The organism is Pseudomonas sp. BJa3, from assembly GCF_026343815.1.
Taxonomy (GTDB): Bacteria; Pseudomonadota; Gammaproteobacteria; order Pseudomonadales; family Pseudomonadaceae; genus Aquipseudomonas; species Aquipseudomonas soli.
On the sequence record NZ_JAOXMC010000003.1, the window covers coordinates 339,728 to 359,650 of the forward strand.

Below are 19,923 nucleotides of genomic sequence, written 5' to 3' on the forward strand. Positions count from 1 at the left end.
CACGATGAGCAAGCAAGCAAGCGACTTCATGCCCCAGGGCGACTACCGCAAGGCCCTCGACACCTCGTTCGTGCACCGCTACAGCCACGGCGAGGACGAGTGGTCGTGGGATGTCGGCATGATCCAGGCGGCCCAGGCCTTCCTGGAACGGCTCGACCCGCACGGTGACCAGCATGTGCTGGATATCGGCGTGGGCCGTGGCCGCGATGCCTCCACCTTTATCCTCGCCGGGCACCGCGTCACCGGGCTGGATATCGTCGAGAACTCCAGCTGGCCGTTGTTGCGCAAGCGCTGGGGTGATCGTCTCGACCTGGTGAACAAGGCCATGCAGGACTGGCAGCCGGCGCCGGGGACGGTGTTCGACGCGGCCCTGGACAACGGCTGCTTCCACCATCAGCACCCGGACGAGTGGGGCCCTTACCTGGCCCATGTGCGCCGCCTGTTGCGCCCCGGCGCGCTGGTCGGGCTGAACGTGTTCGGGGTCGATGATGCCCACCCCGAGGCGGGGTGGCGGGAAATGGACAACCAGCGCCAGGGCTATTTCTTCACCGACGCTGGCATCCGCCAGACACTGGAGGCCCATGGCTTCACCTGGCAGGGCCTGGAGGTGATCGAGCGTCAGCATGGCGAGGCCCGCTATCTGCTGGCGCTGGTCCGCACGTGAGTGCGCTCGACCGCCATTACCTGGACATGGCCCTGGCGCTCGCCAGCCAGGGCCTGTACAGCACCATGCCCAACCCGCGGGTCGGCTGCGTGATCGTCAACGACGGCCAGGTGGTGGGGCGCGGCTGGCACCAGCGCGCCGGCCACGCCCATGCCGAGGTCCACGCCTTGCAGGAGGCAGGCCCGGCGGCGCGCGGGGCCACCGCCTATGTGACGCTCGAGCCTTGTGGTCACCATGGGCGCACCCCGCCGTGCGCCGATGCCCTGGTGGCCGCCGGGGTGCGCCGGGTGGTCACGGCCAGTGCCGATGCGTCGCAGAGCATCGGTGCGCTTCGGCTGCGCGAAGCGGGCATCGCGGTCGAGGCCATGCCCTGTCCCACGGCGCGAGCCCTCAATCGCGGGTTTTTCTCGCGTATCGAGCGCCAGCGCCCCTGGGTGCGGGTATTGCGGCCGGCGGCCCTGGCCATTGGCGCGATGGGTGAGGGCGCAATGCTCAGCCATTGCGACGAGCAAGCGCCGCTGGAGCACTGGCGGGGCAGGGCCTCGGCGTTATTGACCACCTGTGACTGGGTCAAGGCCTGCGACCCGTCGCTGCTGGCGCAGGTTCCGGCACAGCGAGTCGAGCCGGTGACTCCGTTGCGGGTGGTGGTTGATCAGCGGCTCGATTGCCCGGCCTCGGCCAAGGTGCTGGATGGCCTTGCTCCGACGCTGGTGCTGCATACGGCGCAGGCGATGCGTGACGGGCGCTATGCCCGGGCGCGCTGCCAGGTGATCGAGGAGGTTGATGCTCAGCGGGTGTTGCAGGCGTTGTACGCGCTCGACTGCAATGAAGTCCAGGTCGAGGCGCAGCCTGCGTGGTGCGAGGTTCTGGCGCGCCAAGGGCTGGTGGATGAGTGGCTGGTACAGGTCTGAGCGGGGACGCCTTGTGCATCCCATCGCTGGCAAGCCGGTTCCTACGGGATGGCGCATGGCTTGAGGTTGTACGCGATCGGTGTGGGAGCCGGCTTGCCGGCGATGCGCCGCGTTGGCGGCGCCAGCGATCTCAGCGGCTGCAGATCAACCCGACTTGCAGGCTGTTCTGTTCGAACAGGTCCCAATACCCCGGCGGATGTGCCTTCTTGCGGATGCCGCTGATCAGCGGGGCGATCCAGCGCACATTGCGCAGGCCCACGTCATGGGCGGCCTGCTCGTAGACCGCCTTGTGCCAGCGGTAGTAGGTGAAGTCCGCCGGCGGCGTGCTCATGAACTGTCCCTGGCAGCGGAAGCCGCCCTCGACCGGCTGTTCGTCCAGTACGCGGATGCCGTACTCGGTGAAGTTGCCACGGGCCAGGTCGAAGGTCGGGTTGGCGGTGTAGGCAATCAATCGACCGGACGGCTTGAGATTGAGGGCGACGCTTTCGAACATGCGCCGCAGCTCCTCGACGCTGCCGGCGTAGTTGAACAACCATGCCGCAGTGACCTTGTCGAACTGGCCGATCTGGCCCATCTGTGCTACGTCGCGCACTTCATAGGCGATGCCGTCGTTGGCCTGGCGCGCCTGGTAGATCATGCTCGGCGAGATGTCCACGCCATGCACCTTCGCCGCGCCCCAGTCCTTCAGGCGGCGGCTGAAGAAACCATGGCCGCAGGCCAGGTCGAGGATCTCCTCGCCGATCACCTCACCGGCCATGTAGCGAAAGGTGTCGACCTCGACCCCGCGCTGGCTGGCGTGGCTGGTGAAGTCCTCGAACTGCTCGCTGATGCGCTCGTAGACTTCCTTGGATTCCTTCATGGGCACTCCTTGCGTTCAGAGGTGAGGCGCAGCGCCAATGGCAGGGCCAACAGCGGTGCGCAGGCGAATACGGCGAACAGCCACAGTGCCGCGCTGCGTGCGCCTTCCACGCCACCTGGCTCGACCAGCCCGGCGCTGTTGGCCACCAGGCCGGCCAGGGCCGCGGCCAGCGCGGTGGCATACAGTTGCACGGTGGTGATCGAGGCCGAAGCGAGGTTTTCCTCGCCGGGGCGCGCCGCTTGCAGCACGCGGGTAAGCAAGTGTGGCCAGCCCAGGCCGATGCCCAGGCCGACGCCGGCCAGGGCCAGGGCAAACACGGCCAGGCCCGGCGCGCTGGCGACCCACGCCAAGGCGGGTGTCAGCAGTGCCAGGGCCAGCAGCGCCAGGGCCACCAGCAGCGGGCCGCAGCGAATCTGCCAGGCACCGCCATCGCGATCACGCCCGGCGCTGGCCAGGGCGCCGACCGTCCAGCCGGCGGCCATCACGGCCGTCAGGTAGCCCGCGGCCAAGGGGCCGAAGCCATGGATGCGCTGCAGGAAGTAGGGCACATAGATCTCGGTGGTGATGGCCGCGACCAGCAGGCACATCATGGCGAACAGTGCGCCCATCGGTTGCCTGAGGCTGTAGGCGCCGGTGGGCAGCAGGTGGTGGCGGGCGCGGGGATCAAGGCGGGCGATCAGCGCGGCGATGGCCAGGCCGGCGACGATCCCGCCCAGGTTGACCCACAGTGAGTCGGCCAGGCTGGCCGCGCAGATCGCCAGCACCGAGGCCACCAGGCAGGCGATCAGCCCATAGGCCGGGCGGCCGCCATTGTCGTCCAGTGCCTGGCGCGCCGGCAGGCGCAGGCAGACGATCAGCGCCAGGGCGGCGGCCACCGGCAGCAGCGACCAGAATGCCCAGCGCCAGTGCCCGCCCTCGGCGAACACGCCGCCCACGGCGGGGCCGCACAGTGTGGCCACCCCCCACATCGCCGAGACCAGGGCCATGGCTCGGGGCCACAGGCGGCTCTCGAACACCAGGTGGATCAGCGCATAGCTCAAGGCAAACAGGATGCCGCCGCCCAGGCCTTGCACGCTGCGCCCGACCAGCAGCAGCGGCATGCTGGTGGCCATTGCGCACACTGCCGAACCGAGGGTGAACACCAGCAGTGCCAGCAGGTAGGCGACCCGTGGCCCACCGCGGGCCAGCAGGCGGGTGGAAAGGGTAGAGCCGATGATCGAGGCCACCACGAACAAGGTGGTGTTCCAGGCATAGAAGGCCAACCCGCCGATTTCGTCGATCACCGTGGGCAGCAGCGTGGTGACGATATAGACATTGACGGCGTGCAGGGCGACACCGCCGGCCAGGGCGATCGAGCGCAGCGCATTGCCACCGCTGAGCAATTCGCTCCAGCGTGCGGGGGGCTGTTCGGGGATGGCGGTCATGAAGGCTCCTTGCGTGATCCTGCGCTGGGAGTCTAGGAGCCGGAAAATCATTATTCAAGAAGTTGCTTGTGTAATTTGGCCGCAGAGGATTTGTTAGGATCGTGCTCTTTTGTCTTGTTCCAGGAGCTTCACCCATGATCATCAGCACCACCAGCCAGCTCGAAGGCCGCCCCGTTGCCGAATACCTCGGTGTGGTCAGCGCCGAATCGGTGCAGGGGATCAACTTCGTGCGCGATTTCTTCGCACGCTTTCGCGATTTCTTCGGTGGCCGTTCGCAGACCCTGGAGAGTGCGCTGAAGCTGGCCCGTGAGCAGGCCACCGAGGAGCTTGTGGCGCGGGCACGGCAGTTGCAAGCCGATGCAGTGGTGGGCGTGGACTTCGAGATCAGCATGCCGTCGGTGCAGGGCGGCATGGTCGTGGTGTTCGCAACCGGTACGGCGGTGCGCTTGAAGTAAGGCCAGTTGCCACTGGTCGGGCAAGGAGTTTTTGTCCGACTGGTCTGCAAATGACCGGCTAGTCTCACTTCAACGGGCCGCTGCTTCACTAGGCAGGTGCATTGCCTGCCGGCACGGTCGCCATTGGAGGGAGTCAGGGCATGAGCGAATCTTTTTTTGAAGACCTGAACGATGCGTTTCCGATCAACAGCCAGGTGCGCTGCGGGCAAGCGGCCTTGCGCCTGGGCTTTGCCAACATGACCTTGGACGAGTCGGAGCAACTGCAGCCGGCACACCTGCAACGGGCCAAGAAGGGGCGGTTCACGCCGCGTGTCCCGTCGAAAAAGTGAAACAGCACATTAGCGGGGCAAGCCCGCCCCACAGGCAAACAAGGTCTGTGGGGCGGGCTTGCCCCGCGATCATGTTTGTCCGATCTGTGCAAAACCGCCCAATGGCACGCATTTCCCGTCATTTCTTGATCCCGCTCATGGTATCGGCGGGTCCCCCTCGCCGTCGGCTCGAAGCTGTGCTTTTCTTGCGCGGCATTTCAGACACGGAGTATCGACTTCAATGCGAATCAGGGAAGAGACCTACTGGCAATGGGCCGATGCACAGTTGCACAGCCGTTGTCATGACGAGGAGTTGAGCGACGGCACCAGCATCGATGTGCAGGTGCGCCTGTCCAGGGTTGGCGCCACGCAGCTGTTTCTTGGGCTGTACGCCCGCGACGGCAAGGCATTGCTGGAGGAGTATTACCCCTCGCGCCCGGGCGAGACCATGACCCGCGCCCTGGTGTGGGGCGTTGACCGCGCCCGTGCCCTGGCCACGGGCGCCTTGCCGCTGCCCGAAGCCATGCCGCGCAGGCGCCAGGCATGAAAAAGCCCGGCCTTTGTCGGGCCGGGCTCAAGAAACGGTGTTAAGCCGCGGGATCAATTCAACGCGTCGATCACCTTGATTGCCTGCCGCTCACGGGCGGTCGGCCATTCTTGTTGCAGGGTCTCGAGCACACGACCGACGAAAGAGGTGTCGGCAGCGGCCTTCTTGCCGACGTAGCCCTGGCCACGGCGGTAGACCTTGAAACGGGCGCGCATGCTGGGCATGTGCGATTCGAACTCGTCTTCGACCGTGTTCGGCGGCAGGCGATCCAGGCGGACCTCGCCGGACTGGCTGACCCACAGCAGGTGGTCGTCGAGGCTGTCCTTGCGCGCGGCGAACAGCTGGGCCAGTTGGTCGATGGTTGGATTGTTGTTCAAGTTCATCATAAAGCCCCCATTACTCACATTCGTTGGTGAAGTTCGTCCGAAGTTCACATTTGGCGCCACAACATGTAGCGCGCTAACCAAGGCTGCTACAGCAGCTTCGCAACAGGGGCTTTCTCACGCTGCCTTCTGGGCAGATTCCCTCTCCACGGACGGCCTGCGTTACCGCGCAGGCCGTCTGGAACACCCTTGCCACCGCTCCCGATCAGGGAGACGGCCTCATCATGCCCAAGACCCGGGAAGGGCGTCAACAGCTTTGTAGTGAAAATTTTCATGCACTACATTTTGTCTGACAATCCATCTCCGATGTTCATGGCAAGCCGTTGTCGCCGTGCTCGAGGAAGCCCGGGCGCTGTCGCAGGCGTGCATGATAGGCGGCAAGCGCTGGCAGCGGCGGGTGCTCCAGGGGGGTGCGTAGCCAGCGGTTCAGTGACAGGCCGATGGCCACGTCGGCCAGGCTGAAGGCGTTACCGGCGACGAAGGCGCCGGTCGCTTCAAGGCGCTGTTCGAGCAGGCGCATCTTCGCCATCCATTGGGCGCTGGTGCTGGCCAGTTGGGCCGGTTCCTGATGGGCCGGGGACTGGCGCACCAGCGACAGGAACGGGTAGCGCCAGGTGTCGTTGAGGTCGGTAGCCTGCCAGTCCAGCCACTGGTCCACCGCGGCGCGAGCCCGGGGAGCGCCAGGGTAGAGGTGGGCGCCGTCATGCTGGTTGGCGAGGTAGCGCAGGATGGTGTTGGACTCCCACAGGACGAAATCGCCATCGACGATCACCGGCACCATGGCATTGGGATTGAGCCTGAGGAACTCGGGCGAGTCGGTGGACTGGAAGCCGCTACCCCAGTCCTCGCGTACGAACGGCAGGTTCAGTTCGATGCAGGTCCACAGCACCTTGCGTACATTGATCGACGAGGCCTTGCCAAGGACTCTGAGCATGTCAGCGCTCCAGACTGGAGAGGATGCGTTGCGCTGCGCGGACCCGCTCCTCGTTGGGATAGTTGCGGTTGGCCAGCAGCACGATGCCCATCTGTTTCGACGGCACGAATGCCACGTAGGCACCGAAGCCCCCGGTGGCTCCGGTCTTGTTGTACCAGGCGGCAGGCTCGGCGGGCAGGGCCGGGTTCAACGCCTTGATCGGGTTTTCTCCACGGATGATCTTGGCGCCGTTGTATTCCAACAGGGTGTCGAGGCTGACCGGGTAGGAGTAGCGCTCCCAGCCCAGGCCCTGGGTCATGGCGCCGACCTGGAAGTAACCGGACTGGGTGATGGCGATGGCCTTGCGCAGGGCCGGATCGAGCGCATCCGGCTGCAGTTGCAGTTGCACATAGCGCAACAGATCGCTGGCGCTGGTCTTGATGCCGTAGGCCTGCTCGGCGTAGGGGCCCGGGCTGACCCGTACCGGCTGGTCCTTGGCGTCGTAGCCCTGGGCATAGAGGCCACGGGCGTTGGCCGGTACTTCCAGGTAGGTGTGCTCGAGGCCCAACCGGGGCAGCAGCCCCTGGGTCATCAGCTCGGCAAATGGCCGCTTTTGCGCGCGGGCTGCCAGGTCACCGAACAGGCCCAGGCTGGGGTTCGAGTAGCAGCGCTGGGTGCCGGGTTCGGCGCGGCGTTGCCAGTGCTGGAACCAGGCCAGGGTCTGCTCCTTCGTCTGCACCTCGTCGGGGAACTGCAGCGGCAGGCAGTCGCCGCTGTAGGTACCCAGCTCAAGCACCGTGGCGCTGCCGATCGGCGCCTTGGCCAGGGCGGGCTGGTAGCGGCTGGCGGGCGCCGCGAGGTCGAGCTTGCCTTCGGCGCTGGCCAGGGCGGCGAGGGTGGCGGTGTAGGTCTTGCTCACCGAACCGACCTCGAACAGCGTATCGCGGGTCACGGACTGGCCGCTGGCCTTGTCGGCCAGGCCATAGTTGAAATAGTGCGCCTGGCCATTGGCATACACTGCCACGGCCATGCCGGCGATGCCGTGCTCGCGCATCAGCGGCTGGATGACGCCATCGACGCTGTGCTGCAGGTCGCCTGCGAACAGCGGTGGCGCGGCCAGCGTCAGGGCAGTGGCCAGCAGCAGGTGAGGGGGACGTTTCATGGTGCAAGGTTCCTTTTCGTGTTTCAGCCGCCAGGTTGTCCGTTGGGCGATACCGGCGGGGGTTCCGGCGTTAGCGGCATGAGGGCCGAGACCTTATCGTCCAGGCTTGCACAAAGACAAGACGGAACCTGTGATGAGATATTTGCGCATGCTGTTCGACAATTTCACCCTGGCCCTGCTCGGGGTGGTGTTCATCGCCACCGTGCTGCCGTGTTCAGGCGACGGCGCGGTGCTGTTCGGCTGGCTGACCAACCTGGCCATCGGCCTGCTGTTCTTCCTGCACGGCGCCAAGCTGTCGCGCGAGGCGATCATCGCCGGTGCCGGCCACTGGCGCCTGCACCTGCTGGTGTTCTCCTGCACCTTCGTGCTGTTCCCGCTGCTGGGGCTGGCGTTCAAGCCGCTGTTCGTGCCGCTGGTGGGCAACGAGTTGTACCTGGGCGTGCTCTACCTGTGCGCCTTGCCGGCCACGGTGCAGTCGGCCATCGCCTTTACCTCGCTGGCCCGTGGCAACGTGCCGGCGGCGATCTGCAGCGCGGCGGCCTCGAGCCTGCTGGGGATCTTCCTCACGCCGCTGCTGGTGGTGATGCTGCTGGGCGCCTCGGGCGACACCGGCTCCGGGCTGGACGCGGTGCTGAAGATCACCCTGCAGTTGCTGGTGCCCTTCGTCGCCGGGCAGATCGCCCGCCGCTGGATCGGTGCCTGGGTCAAGCGCAATGCGCGCTGGCTGAAACTGGTGGACCAGGGCTCGATCCTGCTGGTGGTGTACACCGCCTTCAGCGAGGCAGTGGTGACCGGGTTGTGGCACACGGTGTCGCCGCAGCACCTGGCAGGCCTGTTTGCCGTGTGCGGAATCCTGCTGGCAATGGTGCTGCTCGGCACGCGGCTGCTCGGGCGGCTGCTGGGCTTCAATGTCGAGGACCGCATCACCATCCTTTTCGCGGGGTCCAAGAAGAGCCTGGCGACAGGCGTGCCCATGGCCCAGGTGCTGTTCGTCGGCGGTGGCATCGGCGCGATGATCCTGCCGTTGATGCTGTTCCACCAGATCCAGCTGATGGTCTGCGCGGTGCTGGCACAACGTTATGCGGCGCGGGCCGAGGAGGGCGAGCAGGCGACGACGGCTTCCTGAGACGGATGCCTTGCCGCAGGCCCGCGCCAGCGACCTACCAGGCCAGCGGCCGGTCGAAGCCTTTCCAGCACAACCAGCGCCGCACCTCGCCATGCGCCCCCGTTCCGATCTGCCACTGCGGTCGGCCACGGTCCAGGGCGATCTGCGAAATGAACCCGGCATGGCTGGCCGCCACCAGCGTGCGGCCGTCGGCGCTGATGTCCATGGCGCTGATGGTCGAACCAAGATAGTGCTGCCAGTGCTCGTGGCCGTCCTCGCCGAAGGCGCGCAGGTAGCCATGGGCGTCACCGACGATGTACTCGCCGTCACGGGCCACCCCGGCGTAGACCCTTGCGCCGCACTGCAGTTGTGGCGTGCGTGGGTCTTGACTGTAGAAACCGGTATCCAGTCCCGGCAGGTCGGCCACCCGCACGCCGAGTGTGCCGCCCTGATAGAAGTGGCAGGCATTGAGAATCAACTGGTCGCCCCGGCGGTTGAACAGCGCGAAGTGCGGGTATTCGCTGGCCGGGCCGACCTCTGCGATGCGCCTGAACTGCTCGTCGAGCACCAGGTGACGGCCGCATTGTTCGCCCAGGGCAACCAGCCTGCCGTCCGGTGACAGCGCGGCATGTGCCATGGTCAGGCCCAAGGCGATGTCGTCCGGGTCGGTGCCCTGGCGCAGTTCCTCGAGAATGTCGTCCTCGCGTGGCAGCAGACGTGTGGCGCCGGCGGCGGCAAGCACGAAGATGCCGTCGCTGCTGACCAGCAGCACCCGCTGGCCATCGGGGAAGGGCAGCAGCGCGGTGGGCATCGGTGGCAAGTCGAAGGGGTCGAACGGGTAGCCCGCCGGCAACCCTTCCAGGCCATGGGGCCAGGCCAGCCGGGCCACCTGCGGGCCGCCCCAGCCATCGGTCACGCGGACCCCCTCGGCGTTGGCCAGGGCGTAGTAGCGCCGCCCTGGGCAGCGCCCGAAGTGCTCGACACCGATCACCGGCGTGACGCCCTGGCCATCGAGGCGCAGCACCTGGCCGCGCTCGAACGGCATGCCGATGCGCACCAGCAGGCTGCCGTCATCGAGCAGCAGCAGGTTGCCGATGCCTTGGGCCTGTTCGTCGAGCAATGGCAGCAGCGGCAGGTGAGCCGGGGGCCAGGCTTCGCGGAACAGCTGGCGTTGCTGCTCGTCGGTGCCCGGGCGGTTGATGGCCAGCAGGGCTGCCTGCCAGGCCTCGAGCAGGTGCTCGGTGGCCGGTGCCTGTGGTTCCTCCAGATTGTCCCAGCCTTGCGCGCGGCCATGCGCGACATAGCGGTTGATGGCCTCGGCATAGGCGATGACCGCCTCGCGCCATTGCTGCTGGGGGTGCTGCTTGTCCATGGGCGGATCGAACTCCTTGTTCCGCAGGGTAGGTGATGTGCGACAAAAAGGTGCACGCAGGCGCGCATGGTACTCGGTCCGCACCTGCGGTTGTGAGGCCCCGCCTTGATGCGTACCATGCCGGACATCCTTCCAATAAAAAACGTGCGTCACCGGCCTGGCATCCGGGCAGGCGATGCGCGTCCTGTTGCCTTGTCCGCGGAGAAAAACGTCTACACATGAATGGTCCCGTCCCCACCTCCATGCCTCCGACCGCCGGCAGCGGCAGTTGGCTGAGCGTCATCGCCCTGGCGCTGGCGGCGTTCATCTTCAATACCACCGAGTTTGTCCCTGTGGCGTTGCTCAGCGATATCGGCCGCAGCTTCGAGATGAGCACCGCGCAGGTCGGCCTGATGCTGACCATCTACGCCTGGGTGGTGGCGCTGGCCTCGCTGCCGATGATGCTGGTGACCCGCAACATCGAGCGCCGCCGCCTGCTGCTGCTGGTGTTCCTGGTGTTCATCCTCAGCCACCTGATGTCGTGGCTGTCGCAGAGTTTCGCCATGCTGCTGGTCAGCCGCATCGGCATCGCCCTGGCCCATGCCGTGTTCTGGGCCATCACCGCGTCGCTGGCGGTGCGCGTGGCGCCGCCCGGCCAGCAGGCCAAGGCGCTGGGCCTGCTGGCCACCGGCACTACCCTGGCGATGGTCATGGGCATCCCGTTGGGGCGGGTGGTGGGTGAGGCGCTGGGCTGGCGCATCACCTTCCTGTGTATCGCCGGGGTGGCACTGGCGACCATGCTCTGCCTGATGAAGTCGCTGCCGCTGCTGCCGAGCCAGAACTCCGGCTCGCTGCGCAGCCTGCCGGTGCTGTTCAAGCGTCCGGCGCTGGTGATCACCTACATGCTGGTGACCCTGGTGATCACCGCGCAGTTCACCGCCTACAGCTACATCGAACCCTTCGCCCTGCACGTGGCACGGATCAGTGGCGAACACACCACGTTGCTGCTGTTGCTGTACGGCGGAGCCGGGGTGTTCGGCTCTGTGTTGTTCAGCCGCTACAGCGAGCGTTTCCCCCATGGTTTCCTGGTGGGTGCCATCGGCGCCCTGGCCGCGTGCCTGCTGCTGCTGTTGCCCCTGTCGGGCAATTTCCAGGTGTTCGCCGCCCTGAGCATGGTCTGGGGCGTGGCGATCCTGAGCTTCAGCCTGGCCTTGCAGTCCAAGACCCTCAAGCTTGCCTCGGATGCCACCGACGTGGCCATGGCGTTGTTCTCCGGTATCTACAACATCGGTATTGGTGGCGGTGCGTTGCTTGGCAGCATTGTCAGCAGCCAGGTGGGCGTGGCGCATATCGGCCTGGTGGGGGGCGGCGTGGCGGTTGTCGGCCTGGTGCTGGCGCTGGCCAGTACCCAGCGCTTTCGCGAAGCCCTGACTCGGGCGCCTGGGCAGGCGTGAACCACGCCTTCTGCAGGAGCGGTCAAAGCCGCTCCTGCAGGAATTCCATTGACCAAGAATCCCGGTTCCTGGCACCTCCAGCCCGGCAAATGTCTCCCGACTGATCCGCATCAACTTCCCTGGCAACACGCGCCCCTGTAATAGGGGCGCTTGTGTATCGGCTAGGCTGCCTCTAATATCCAAGCGTTTTCTTGTGTAATTGCCTGGCCTCCCGCCCAGGCCATCAATACGGACGTTGATATGGATTTGCACACCTCCCTGTGGCTGTTCCAGGCCATCCAGGCCGTGGGCCTGGCGTTGTGGCTGAGCATCGCGGTATTGAACAACCTGCAGGCTTTCGCCAGCTCCGTCGGCGCCATTGGCGCCACCTTGGCCATGGCCCCCCTGCGCCAGCCGCCGGCCATCGAATTCCCCTTGCTGCGCAGGGCCTGTCATTCGGCGGGCCTGGCCCGCGCCGCGCTGCTGGTGATCCTGCTGCTGCAGATCGTCGCCAGCCTGGCGGCCTGGGTCGGCAGCTATGGGCTGATCGTCGTGCAGGACCCGCTCATGGCCCGCACCTGGTTGAACCTGGCGCTTGGCGCCTTCCTTGCCTTCACCTTCGCCATGTTGCTCGGGGGCCTGTGGTTCGGCTACTGGATACGCCAGGAAGGCCTGCAGCTCACCCACCTGGTGCTGGTGCTGTGGGCGACCCTGGCGTTCTTCCTGTTCAACCTGGATTGGGCCTGAGGCGAGGACGCGCAATGAATAGCAAGGCAATACTTGGCAGTGCCCTGGTGCTGGCCCTGATTACCGCCGGTGGCCTGGCCTGGCGCCACGCCGGGGAGGCCCAGGCCACGGCATCCGCGCCGCGGCACTTGGTCAAGGTGGCCCTGGCCACGGTACAGAAAGCACCGCAGAAGCGCGCCTTCGCCGGCGTCGGCGAGCTGGAGGCGGTGCACCAGGTGCTGGTGTCGGCCGAGATCGGCGGGCGGGTGACGGCGATCAACTTCAGCTCCGGCCAGCAGGTGCGCAAGGGTGATGTGCTGGTCACCCTCAACGATGCCCCGGAGCAGGCCGAGCGCCTGCGCCTGAAGGCCCAGCTGGACAATGCACGGACCAACTACCGGCGGGTCAAGGACCTGCTGCGCGAGAACGCCGCCACCCAGGAACAGCTGGACAACGCCCTGGCGGCCCGCGACATGGCCCAGGGCGAGCTGGCCCGTACCGAGGCGGTGATCGCCCAGAAGGCGGTGCGCGCACCCTTCGACGGGCGCCTGGGTATCCGCCGGGTGAACCAGGGCCAGTATCTCAATGTCGGCGACCCGGTGGTCAGCCTGATCGACACCCGCAGCCTGTATGTCAACTTCTCCCTTGAGGAGCAGCTCAGCGCCCAGCTGCGCACCGGCCAGCCGGTTGAGGTGCGCCTGGATGCGTTCCCCGATACGGCCTTCACCGCGCATATCACCGCCATCGATCCCCTGATCGGCCGTTCGCGCACGGTGCAGGTGCAGGCCACCCTGGCCAAGCCCGATGCGCGCCTGTCGGCCGGCATGTATGCCAGCGTGCAGGTAGCCAGCCCCGATGACGGCCAGGTGCTGACCGTGCCGGAAACCGCCGTGGCCTACACCGCCTACGGCGACACGGTGTTCGTCGCCCGCCACGATGCCGCCGCCAATGCCTTGGTGGTACAGCGTGTGTCGGTGCGTACCGGTGAACGCCAGGCCGGCCGGGTAGTGATCGAGCAGGGCCTGCGCGAAGACGACCAGGTGGTGGTGTCCGGGCAGTTGCGCCTGAGCGACGGCACCGCCGTGCAAGCCACCGTAGACACCCTGCAGGCTCCGGCCAGCGGCGCCTGACCCCAGCGAGAACACGCTATGACATTTACCGACCTGTTCGTGCGCCGGCCTGTGCTGGCGCTGGTGGTCAGCACCTTGATCCTGCTGCTGGGGCTGCTGTCGCTGCTGCAGTTGCCGATCCGCCAGTACCCCTTGCTGGAAAGCTCGACCATTACCGTGACCACCGAATACCCCGGCGCCCCCGCCGAGCTGATGCAGGGCTTCGTCACCCAGCCGATCGCCCAGGCAGTGTCGTCGGTGGAGGGCATCGACTACCTGTCGTCCTCGTCGGTGCAGGGCCGTAGCCTGGTGACCGTGCGCATGGAGCTGAACCGCGACTCGACCCAGGCCCTCACCGAGGTGATGGCCAAGGTCAACCAGGTACGCTTCCGCCTGCCGGAACGGGCCTACGATCCGGTGATCGAGCGCTCTGCGGGCGAGTCCACGGCGGTGGCCTACATCGGTTTCTCCAGTGCGAGCCTGCCTATCCCGGCCATGACCGACTACCTCACCCGAGTGGTCGAGCCGCTGCTCAGCACCATCGAGGGCGTGGCCAAGGTCCAGGTGTTCGGCGGCCAGACCTTGTCCATGCGCCTGTGGATCGACCCGTCGCGCCTGGCCGCCCGTGGCCTGACCGCGGCCGACGTGGCAGAGGCGGTGCGCCGCAACAACTACCAGGCGGCGCCGGGCAAGGTGAAAGGCCAGTACGTTATCGCCAACATCCGCGTCGACACCGACCTGACCTCGGTCGGCGACTTCCGCGAGCTGGTGATTCGCAACGACGGCAACGGCCTGGTGCGTATCCGCGACATCGGCACCGTCGAGTTGGGCGCGGCCTCGGCGGAGACCAGCGCCAGCATGGACGGCGTGCCGGCTGTGCACCTGGGGCTGTTCGCCACCCCGGGCGGCAACCCGCTGGTGATCGTCGATGGCATCCGCCAATTGCTGCCGCAGATTCGCCAGACCCTGCCGCCGGACGTCAAGGCGGAGCTGGCCTTCGAGACGGCGCGCTTCATCCAGGCCTCCATCGACGAGGTCACCAAGACCTTGCTCGAGGCCCTGGCAATCGTCGTGGTGGTGATCTACCTGTGCCTGGGCTCGCTGCGCACGGTGCTGATCCCGGTGGTGACCATCCCGCTGTCGATGCTCGGCGCCGCGGCGCTGATGCTGGCGTTCGGCTTCAGCGTCAACTTGCTCACCCTGCTGGCCATGGTGTTGGCGGTGGGGCTGGTGGTGGACGACGCCATTGTCGTGGTGGAGAACGTCCACCGCCATATCGAGGAAGGGCGCACCCCGGTGGCGGCGGCGTTGATCGGCGCTCGCGAGGTAGCCGGGCCGGTGATCGCCATGACCATCACCCTGGCGGCGGTGTACGCGCCGATCGGCATGATGGGCGGCCTGACCGGCGCGCTGTTCCGCGAGTTCGCCCTGACCCTGGCCGGAGCAGTGGTGGTTTCCGGCGTGGTGGCCCTGACCCTGTCGCCGGTGATGAGTTCGTTCCTGCTCGACGCCCGGCAGTCCGAGGGGCGCATGGCCCATGCGGCCAACCGTTTCTTCGACTGGCTGGCCGAGCGCTACGCCCATGTGCTGGGCTTCTCGCTGAAACACCGCTGGATCAGCGTCGGTTTCGCCTTGCTGGTGCTGGTCAGCCTGCCGCTGCTGTATGCCTTGCCGCAGCGTGAGCTGGCGCCAACCGAGGACCAAGCCGGGCTGCTCACGGCGATCAAGGCGCCACAGCATGCCAACCTGGCCTATGTGGAGCGCTTCGCCGACAAGCTCGACTCGGTCTACCGGACCCTGCCAGAGACCGTCAGCACCTGGATCATCAACGGTAGCGACGGCATCGCCTCAGGTATTGGCGGCATCAACCTGCAACCGTGGAACGAGCGCGAACGCAATGCCTCGCAGATCCAGCTCGACCTGCAGGCAGCGGTGAATGATGTCGAGGGCACCAGCATCTTCGCCTTCCAGCTGCCCGCGCTGCCGGGCTCCACTGGCGGCCTGCCGGTGCAGATGGTGCTGCGTAGCTCCCAGGACTACCGGGTGCTGTTCGACACCATGGAGCAGGTCAAGGCCAAGGCGCGGCAGAGCGGCTTGTTCGCCGTGGTCGACAGCGACCTGGACTACAACAACCCGGTGGTGCAGGTGCGGGTCGACCGGGCCAAGGCCAACAGCATGGGTATCCGCATGCAGGACATCGGCGAGTCGCTGGCGGTGCTGGTGGGCGAGAACTACCTCAACCGTTTCGGCCTGGATGGCCGCTCCTATGATGTGATCGCGCAGAGCCCGCGTGACCAGCGCCTGACGCCGCAGGCCCTGACCCGGCAGTACGTGCGCAGTGAGGAGGGCAGGCTGGTGCCGCTGTCCACCGTGGTGCAGGTCAGCGAGCAGGTCGAGCCCAACCGCCTTACCCAGTTCAACCAGCAGAACGCCGCGACCTTCCAGGGTATTCCGGCGGCCGGCGTCACCCTGGGCGACACCGTGGCCTTCCTCGAGCAGGTCGCCGCCGAATTGCCGGCGGGCTTCAGCATCGACTGGCAGTCCGACGCACGCCAGTACCAGCAGGAAGGCAATGCCCTGATGCTGGCCTTCCTCGCCGCCGTAGTGGTGATCTACCTGGTGCTGGCGGCGCAGTACGAGAGCCTGGTCGATCCGCTGATCATCCTGATCACCGTACCGCTGTCGATCAGTGGGGCGCTGCTGCCGCTGGCACTGGGGGTGGCCACGGTGAACATCTACACACAGATCGGCCTGGTGACGCTGATCGGTCTGATCAGCAAGCACGGCATCCTCATGGTCGAGTTCGCCAACACCTTGCAGGCCGAGCAGCACCTGGACCGGCGCACGGCCATCGGCAAGGCGGCGCAGATCCGCCTGCGACCGATCCTGATGACCACGGCGGCCATGGTGGTGGGCCTGATCCCGCTGTTGTTCGCCTCCGGAGCCGGCGCCGCCAGCCGCTTCGGGCTCGGCGTGGTGATCGTCACCGGGATGCTGGTCGGCACCTTGTTCACCTTGTTCGTGCTGCCGACCATCTACAGCCTGCTGGCCCGTGACCATGCCAGCACGGCGCGTTCGGCGCGGGCCCGCTCGTTGGCCGAAACCCTGGAGAGCCAGCCATGAAGCCGGTATTCGTCGTATCCCTGGTGGCCCTGGCCTTGTCGGCCTGCAGCGTCGGCCCCGACTACCGCAAGCCCGAGGCACCTGCCAGTGGCCTGCACAGCCCGCAGCGCGCCGCCTTCGCCGCCCGTGGCGAGATGCCGGAGCAGTGGTGGCGGTTCTTCGACGATCCGCAACTGGTGCGCCTGGTCGACCAGGCCCTGGCCAATAACCACGATATCCGCCAGGCCCATGCCAACCTGCTGGCGGCGCGGGCACTGTTCGACGACCGCAGCCTAGACCGCTACCCCTGGGTCACCGCCCGCGCCGGCTACAACCAGAGCCTGGAGCAGCAGCAACCGGCCGATGGCAGCGACCCGCGACGCATGCGCACCGAGCAGTACCGCGCCGGATTCGACGTGCAGTGGGAGGTCGACCTGTTCGGCCGCCTGCAGCGCCTGACCGACGCCGCCGAGGCGCGTGCCGACGCGGCGGCGGCGGACCTGCGCCAGGTGCGGCTGAGCATCGCCGCCGAAGTAGCGCGCAACTACTACCTCAAGCTCGGCCTCAAGCGCAGCCTCGTCGTGGCCGAGGACCAGGTCGAGGCCTGGCGCGAGACCCTGCAACTGACCAGCGCCCAGGTGCGTGCCGGCAGTGGCCAGTACGAGGATCAGCAGAACGCCCATGCCAACCTGCTGCTCAGCGAGGCGGCGGTGCCGCCGCTGCAGGCGGCCATCGAGCAGGCCAGCTATCGCCTCGATGTGTTGACCGGGCAGGTGCCGGGCAGCCTGGAGCAGGGCGCCGCGCCGTTCCTGCCGCCGTTGGCGCGCCAGTTGCCGCTGGGCGACGTCGATGCGCTGATTGGCCAGCGACCTGATGTGGTCAGTGCCGAGCGCGAGCTGGCGGCCAGCACCGAGGACGTCGGTGCGGCCACTGCCGAGCTGTACCCGCGCCTGGACCTGGGCGGGTTCATTGGTTTCTTCGCCTTGCGCAGCGGCGACCTGGGCAGCGCGGCCCGCGCTTATGAGCTGGCGCCGATGGTCACCTGGCCGGCCTTGCGCCTGGGCAATGCCCGTGCGCGCCTGCGGGTGCGCGAGGCGCTGGCCGAGGGCAGCCAGGCGCGCTACCAGCAGGCGGTGCTGCTGGCCCGCGAGGAAGTGGAGAACGCCGTCACGCAGCTGGTGCGCAACCAGGCACGGTTGCAAAGCCTGGTGGCTTCTGCCGGGCACGGCAGCGAGGCCATCGACATCGCCAACAAGCGCTATCGGCGCGGGGCCGGCACCTACCTGGCGGTGCTGGAGAACCAGCGTGCGCTGTTCTCGATCAAGCGCGAGGTGGCGGAGGCAGAGACAGCCTCGTACCTGGATGCGATTGCGCTGTACAAGGCCTTGGGCTGGGGGAGTGAAGCCCAGTAGCACCAGACCTGTCGTGCAACCAAGGCTGGCAAACGTAGGAGCGGATTCATCCGCCATGCGCCGCGCGGTCGGCGCTCGATCTTGAGCGCGCCGCAAGGCTATCGTCGAGCGCCCCTAATTTTCCCCGCGCTCTTTTCGTTTTCATGGGAGCCGCCCTGCGCCCGGCGCGTTCGGCCCTCATCATTCAAGGAGACAGGCAATGACTTCCGTTTTCGACCGCGACGATATCCAGTTCCAGGTAGTGGTCAACCACGAAGAGCAGTATTCCATCTGGCCCGACTACAAGGCGATCCCCAATGGCTGGCGCGCGGTGGGCAAGAGCGGCCTGAAGAAGGACTGCCTGGCCTACATCGACGAAGTCTGGACCGACATGCGCCCGCTGAGCCTGCGCCAGAAGATGGCCGAAGTCGCGGCGCAATAAGGCGGTGTCGACCCTGAATCTGCTGTGCCTGCCGTATTCCGGTGCCAGTGCGATGGTCTACAGCCGCTGGCGGCGCAAGCTGCCGGCCTGGCTGCAGGTGCGCCCGGTGGAGCTGCCCGGGCGCGGTGCGCGCATGGCTGACCCGCTGCATACCGACTTGCGGGCATTGGCCCGGCAGTTGGCCCATGAGCAGCGCGCCGTCACCCATGCGCCTTACGCCGTGCTCGGGCACAGCCTGGGGGCGTTGGTCGCCTTCGAGCTGGCCCATGAACTGCGTGCACTCGGCTGCCCGCCGCCAGTGGCCTTGTTCGCCTGCGGCACCGCGGCGCCGACCCGGCGCGAGGATTACGCCGGTGGCAAATGGACCGAGCCGCGTGGTGATGCCGAGTTGATCGCCGAGCTGCGCAAGCTGGGTGGTACCTCCGAGGAAGTGCTGGCCAACGAAGAGCTCATGAGCCTGACCTTGCCGATCGTGCAGGCGGATTTCCTGCTTTGCGGCCGCTATGCGTACGAGCAGCGCCTGCCGCTGCAATGTCCCTTGCATGTATTCGCCGGCGAGAACGATCGCGCCAATGACGAACAGTTGCAGGCCTGGGGGCGGGAGACGGTTGGCGAGTATTCGCTGGCTAAGTTTCCGGGAGGGCATTTCTTTATTCATGAGCATGAAGATCGTGTGCTTGATGTGCTTTGCAGGACGTTGGAGCCATTGCGGCTTTGTGCGTGATAGGCGGGGCGGATTATAGAATTCGTCTTACAGTTTTATGATTCTGCAGAGGCCTCATGCCTGGTTGTCGGTGAGAGGCCTGACTGCAATAAGAACTTCCAACTCCAAATCTCAAACTTATTTTCTTGCTCTTGCTCTTGCTCTTGCTCTTGCTCTTGCTCTTGCTCTTGCTCTGCTTTTGCTTCTAAGTGCGCGATAGTTCAGGCGCCACAAATTGCGACTTCAGGAGGCCGAACGGAGGTCTTGCGGAGGGAGGTGACGGGCATGGATGCCCGTCAAGCGCTGCGCCCCAGGATGGGGCGTTCAGCGCGGTCCTCCCGGGAGCAAGGCCGGAGTGAGGGGACCCCGGAGCGAAGCGTAGGGGCCGGATGAATGGAGCGAGGATTTTTTGGTTCCTTTTTGATCCTTCAAAAAGGGACCCGCCGTAAGGGCGGAAAGGTGATTATGCGTCACCATCGCAAATGAATGCGCATATAACTTTCAAAGCGCACACTGTGTAAGTCAAAGTCAAAGTCAAAGTCAAAGTCAAAGACAAACGGCATCGGTTTTTATAGTTGTAAGTGCATTCATTTACGATGTCGACGCATAGTCACCTTTCCGCCCTTACGGCGGCTTACTTAATGAGATGGTCACCCCGGCACCCTGCGAGGCGTACGCTTTCGCAGGGTGTTTTTCTTCGGAGACCGTCATCATGAGCAACGTGACACTGATCGGCATCGACATCGGCAAACATACCTTCCACCTGCATGCCCAAGACAAGTTCGGCAACGAGGTGTCGCGCAAGAAGTGCTCAAGGCCGCAGATGATGCGGTTTCTGGCTAATCATCCTCCTTGCACGGTGGTGATGGAGGCCTGTGCCGGCTCGCACTGCCTGGCTCGAGAAATCAAAGCGATGGGGCATGAGGCCAAGCTGA

General features: G+C 66.1%; 19 protein-coding genes and 1 pseudogene. 14 read left to right on the plus strand and 6 right to left on the minus strand.

All coding sequences use genetic code 11. The features are described from left to right. Positions 1–4 precede the first annotated feature (4 nt). Together OH705_RS05120 and ribD are read left to right on the plus strand one after the other, a co-directional pair. Entirely contained in the window at positions 5–664 is a 660-nt protein-coding gene (locus OH705_RS05120; RefSeq protein ID WP_023630995.1) for an SAM-dependent methyltransferase, read from the plus strand. Further along, positions 661–1,575, plus strand: coding sequence for a bifunctional diaminohydroxyphosphoribosylaminopyrimidine deaminase/5-amino-6-(5-phosphoribosylamino)uracil reductase RibD (gene ribD, locus OH705_RS05125; RefSeq protein ID WP_094011434.1), 915 nt, complete (start codon positions 661–663; stop codon positions 1,573–1,575). Before OH705_RS05120 ends, ribD begins: the two co-directional genes overlap by 4 nt. Before the next feature lie 130 nt (positions 1,576–1,705). Here ribD and OH705_RS05130 read toward each other — a convergent pair whose 3' ends face one another. Continuing rightward, positions 1,706–2,434, minus strand: coding sequence for a class I SAM-dependent methyltransferase (locus tag OH705_RS05130; RefSeq protein WP_023632689.1), 729 nt, complete (start codon positions 2,432–2,434; stop codon positions 1,706–1,708). After that, positions 2,431–3,858 (minus strand): MFS transporter, encoded by a 1,428-nt coding sequence (locus OH705_RS05135; RefSeq protein ID WP_267301230.1) that lies wholly within the window; start codon positions 3,856–3,858, stop codon positions 2,431–2,433. The genes OH705_RS05130 and OH705_RS05135 overlap by 4 nt, the downstream gene beginning before the upstream one ends. A 134-nt stretch (positions 3,859–3,992) precedes the next feature. Between OH705_RS05135 and OH705_RS05140 the strand changes: the two genes are divergently transcribed. The 3 genes from OH705_RS05140 (at position 3,993) to OH705_RS05150 (ending at position 5,168) form a co-directional block, all read left to right on the plus strand. Next, complete coding sequence (locus OH705_RS05140; RefSeq protein ID WP_023632483.1) at positions 3,993–4,313, plus strand: YbjQ family protein; 321 nt, start codon at positions 3,993–3,995, stop codon at positions 4,311–4,313. Between the two features lie 140 nt (positions 4,314–4,453). Then, the gene (locus tag OH705_RS05145; protein ID WP_023632482.1) at positions 4,454–4,642 is read left to right on the plus strand and encodes a hypothetical protein; all 189 of its coding nucleotides are present in this window, start codon (positions 4,454–4,456) and stop codon (positions 4,640–4,642) included. 220 nt (positions 4,643–4,862) lie between these two features. Then, a complete protein-coding gene (locus OH705_RS05150) occupies positions 4,863–5,168 on the plus strand; it encodes a hypothetical protein (protein WP_038706341.1) in 306 nt (101 codons plus the stop codon). A 53-nt stretch (positions 5,169–5,221) separates the two neighbouring features. Here OH705_RS05150 and OH705_RS05155 read toward each other — a convergent pair whose 3' ends face one another. The 3 genes from OH705_RS05155 to ampC all read right to left on the minus strand — a co-directional run bounded on the left by OH705_RS05155 (position 5,222) and on the right by ampC (position 7,626). Then, positions 5,222–5,554, minus strand: coding sequence for a hypothetical protein (locus OH705_RS05155; RefSeq protein WP_046855208.1), 333 nt, complete (start codon positions 5,552–5,554; stop codon positions 5,222–5,224). Positions 5,555–5,861: 307 nt separating this feature from the next. After that, positions 5,862–6,485 (minus strand): glutathione S-transferase family protein, encoded by a 624-nt coding sequence (locus OH705_RS05160; RefSeq protein ID WP_094011436.1) that lies wholly within the window; start codon positions 6,483–6,485, stop codon positions 5,862–5,864. 1 nt (position 6,486) lies between these two features. After that, positions 6,487–7,626, minus strand: a complete 1,140-nt coding sequence (gene ampC / locus OH705_RS05165; protein ID WP_267301232.1) for a class C beta-lactamase — start codon at positions 7,624–7,626, stop codon at positions 6,487–6,489. A 133-nt stretch (positions 7,627–7,759) separates the two neighbouring features. On the opposite strand from ampC, the gene OH705_RS05170 reads away from it, so the two are divergent. Then, the gene (locus OH705_RS05170) at positions 7,760–8,752 is read left to right on the plus strand and encodes a bile acid:sodium symporter family protein (protein WP_160290888.1); all 993 of its coding nucleotides are present in this window, start codon (positions 7,760–7,762) and stop codon (positions 8,750–8,752) included. Positions 8,753–8,786: 34 nt separating this feature from the next. Here OH705_RS05170 and OH705_RS05175 read toward each other — a convergent pair whose 3' ends face one another. Further along, positions 8,787–10,103 carry a hypothetical protein gene (locus OH705_RS05175; protein ID WP_267301235.1) on the minus strand — a complete coding sequence of 439 codons (1,317 nt, stop codon included), beginning with the start codon at positions 10,101–10,103 and terminating at the stop codon, positions 8,787–8,789. Between the two features lie 218 nt (positions 10,104–10,321). On the opposite strand from OH705_RS05175, the gene OH705_RS05180 reads away from it, so the two are divergent. The 8 genes and pseudogenes from OH705_RS05180 to OH705_RS05215 all read left to right on the plus strand — a co-directional run. Next, the gene (locus tag OH705_RS05180) at positions 10,322–11,536 is read left to right on the plus strand and encodes a sugar transporter (protein WP_267301237.1); all 1,215 of its coding nucleotides are present in this window, start codon (positions 10,322–10,324) and stop codon (positions 11,534–11,536) included. Between the two features lie 240 nt (positions 11,537–11,776). Beyond that, complete coding sequence (locus tag OH705_RS05185; RefSeq protein ID WP_263157925.1) at positions 11,777–12,262, plus strand: DUF2165 domain-containing protein; 486 nt, start codon at positions 11,777–11,779, stop codon at positions 12,260–12,262. Positions 12,263–12,276: 14 nt separating this feature from the next. Next, a complete protein-coding gene (locus tag OH705_RS05190) occupies positions 12,277–13,371 on the plus strand; it encodes an efflux RND transporter periplasmic adaptor subunit (protein ID WP_104445208.1) in 1,095 nt (364 codons plus the stop codon). An 18-nt stretch (positions 13,372–13,389) separates the two neighbouring features. Continuing rightward, the gene (locus OH705_RS05195) at positions 13,390–16,473 is read left to right on the plus strand and encodes a MexW/MexI family multidrug efflux RND transporter permease subunit (protein WP_038706334.1); all 3,084 of its coding nucleotides are present in this window, start codon (positions 13,390–13,392) and stop codon (positions 16,471–16,473) included. Beyond that, positions 16,470–17,864, plus strand: a complete 1,395-nt coding sequence (locus OH705_RS05200) for an efflux transporter outer membrane subunit (protein ID WP_094011442.1) — start codon at positions 16,470–16,472, stop codon at positions 17,862–17,864. The genes OH705_RS05195 and OH705_RS05200 overlap by 4 nt, the downstream gene beginning before the upstream one ends. Positions 17,865–18,063: 199 nt before the next feature. Continuing rightward, a complete protein-coding gene (locus tag OH705_RS05205) occupies positions 18,064–18,285 on the plus strand; it encodes an MbtH family protein (RefSeq protein ID WP_023632740.1) in 222 nt (73 codons plus the stop codon). Positions 18,286–18,289: 4 nt separating this feature from the next. Continuing rightward, the gene (locus tag OH705_RS05210) at positions 18,290–19,009 is read left to right on the plus strand and encodes a thioesterase II family protein (RefSeq protein WP_046855218.1); all 720 of its coding nucleotides are present in this window, start codon (positions 18,290–18,292) and stop codon (positions 19,007–19,009) included. 691 nt (positions 19,010–19,700) lie between these two features. Then, a pseudogene (locus OH705_RS05215) lies at positions 19,701–19,923 on the plus strand (IS110 family transposase); the annotation flags it as partial.